The sequence below is a fragment of the Loigolactobacillus zhaoyuanensis genome, from assembly GCF_003946385.1.
In the GTDB taxonomy this organism is placed as follows: Bacteria; Bacillota; Bacilli; order Lactobacillales; family Lactobacillaceae; genus Loigolactobacillus; species Loigolactobacillus zhaoyuanensis.
In genome coordinates this window covers 1-2,253 of the sequence record NZ_RHOE01000126.1, presented here as the reverse complement: position 1 = coordinate 2,253, position 2,253 = coordinate 1, and the positions used below count along the sequence as shown (strand labels likewise).

General features: G+C 39.9%; 3 protein-coding genes. All 3 read right to left on the bottom strand.

Going from position 1 to position 2,253, the window contains the following annotated elements:
- Positions 1-116 precede the first annotated feature (116 nt).
- The 3 genes from EKM76_RS13140 to EKM76_RS13130 are packed head-to-tail and all read right to left on the bottom strand — an operon-like array spanning position 117 to position 2,094.
- The gene (locus tag EKM76_RS13140; protein ID WP_125551006.1) at positions 117-506 is read right to left on the bottom strand and encodes an acetyl-CoA carboxylase biotin carboxyl carrier protein subunit; all 390 of its coding nucleotides are present in this window, start codon (positions 504-506) and stop codon (positions 117-119) included.
- A 57-nt stretch (positions 507-563) separates the two neighbouring features.
- Entirely contained in the window at positions 564-902 is a 339-nt protein-coding gene (locus tag EKM76_RS13135; RefSeq protein ID WP_125551005.1) for a hypothetical protein, read from the bottom strand.
- A gap of 46 nt (positions 903-948) precedes the next feature.
- Positions 949-2,094, bottom strand: a complete 1,146-nt coding sequence (locus tag EKM76_RS13130; RefSeq protein WP_225417950.1) for a citrate:proton symporter — start codon at positions 2,092-2,094, stop codon at positions 949-951.
- Between the last annotated feature and the right edge of the window lie 159 nt (positions 2,095-2,253).

The window sequence follows — 2,253 nt, the reverse complement described above, 5'->3', positions numbered from 1 at the left end:
TCCTTTTTGATGCCTAAATAAATTAATAGCCCGCCGATCAACATCATCACAACTTCTTGCCAAGTGATCGACGTAATGCCTTGTAGTAGTGTTTCCAAATTATAAACCTACCTTTTCTATTGAATGGTGATCAACGCATCGCCGGCATTAACATTCTGGCCTAGGACCACGCTGATAGCAGCGACTTTACCGGCATGCGGCGCAACAACTTCGTTTTCCATTTTCATGGCTTCTAAGATCAATAAGGGCTGATTTTCTTTGACTTCATCGCCAACGTTGACCAAGAGCTTCAAGATCGAACCAGGCATTGGTGCCGGTAAAGCGTCGCCAGCAACATTGGCGGGTGCAGGCGCTGCGGCTGGTGCGGGTTCAGGTGTGGGCGCAGCGGCGGTTGGTTGTGGGGCAACGGGTGCCGCGACTGGCGCAGCTGGTGCCGTGCCACCAATTTCCTCCATTTCAACTAAATATTCAGTACCGTCAACGGTAATTTTAAATTTTCGTAACATGATTTTAAATTCCTCTTCTCTATTTCAAAATTTATAAAAATTCAATCGAAAACTAACCTACTCTATCTTTTTCATAATTTTATTGATCCGAAACTGTGATTTTGGTTGTTCCGCGGCCGCAAACGTGCTGCCCAATAATGCCATTAAACAATACTCTGGATTTATCTGTCTAACTTTTTTTACCTTAAATTGGCTATCTGTTTGGCTTCCAGCAGCAAGTGTACTTGCGATTAGCCCAATTAATTTGGTTTGTTGTTGATCAACTGAAATATATTTGGCAACTGGCTGATAAGTTGCCTGTTTAGTTAATTCAATTCCGATAATTGGGTTTGTAGTCACTTTGTGTTTAAATAACTTAGCCCATAAATTGATTATTTCCACCATCCTCTCTGCCATAAAGAAAGCCGCTAAGCCTTATTTATTAGCTTAACGGCTTAACTTCTTAAATTGGTAGCATTCCAGTAAGCGCATACGCAATCATATAAATAAACAGTAATGGCCAGCAATATTTAACATAGCCTTTTTGAAATTCAACAAAATTTAGTTTAGTTGAATCAGTTAACATGTACAATGCGGGAATGACCGGCGAAATCAATCTAAATGATTGCCCAATCATCGAAGCCACAGCAGCTTGGACTGGCGATATTCCAAAACCGATCATAACTTTGGAAATAACTTTGGCAATCCCAAAATAAAAAGCATCTTGAGGTAAGAAACAAATAGCCGGTGCCGATATTATTGCATAAATCGGTGCCATATGTACTCCCAAGCTATCTGGAATAATCATTGTAATCCCCTGTGCCAGGCCACTTGCCATACCACTACCAGTTAAAATCCCAGAAAAGACACCCGCGCCAAACGTTGCTAATGCTGGTCCCATAGCATCGCCTGCCACTGCTTCAATTCGCTCTGTTATCGTCGCCACATCTCGATAGTTAACTGTTAACACAATTGCTGTACCAATCATGAATAAAATTGCCCCATGTGCAACACCAGCGATCAATAAATATAAAATACCAAGCGTTAAGATTAAGTTAAACCAATAATATTGTGGTCGTTTTAATTCTGGATCTTTTTTCCGAATGGAGTCTACCATTCTTTCAATGATACGATCATCAATGTTTTTACTATCTTCAATACACCAACATAGTCGTTTTCGCTCTTTGATACCAAAATAATAAGCTAATCCAATAGCAAATATTTCCGCAACTAGCATACCTGGTAATAATGCTTTAAATAAAACATTAACGGGAACACCAAGTGCAGTACTAGCAGAAATTGTTGGTCCTCCCCATGGCAACTGATTAAAAATACCAATAGGAGTCACAATAAGAATTGCTAGATTAAGCATTCGCATGTTCATCGATCGATAAAGCTCAAGAAATGCAGCTGTACAAATGATAATTGTTGTCGTCGTATCACCATTCATTGTCACTACTGTTGCGGTCAACACCGTTGCCATTGTAACTTTGAGTGGATCGCCTTTAGCTTTACGTATAAAGAACTGACATAATGGATCAAACAGACCAACATTCAACATAATATCGAAATACATAACAGCAAAAAGAATCAGAAGTCCTGGTGAAATAACACCTAAATGTAAACGGCGGTTATAAAATGTAGGAAAAGGGCGGCGAGATCGTTGTCGGTTTTCCTACATTTTTTGATACCATTAATCACATCTTAATCGAGGAGGTTAACGATGTGAGACACGACATTAGAGAAGGAGTGAAACGTTACGTGGATA

Coding starts and splice junctions, on each gene's coding strand:
- EKM76_RS13135 (WP_125551005.1), bottom strand. CDS start 902: ATGGCAGAGAGGATGGTGGAAATAATCAATTTATGGGCTAAGTTATTT.
- EKM76_RS13140 (WP_125551006.1), bottom strand. CDS start 506: ATGTTACGAAAATTTAAAATTACCGTTGACGGTACTGAATATTTAGTT.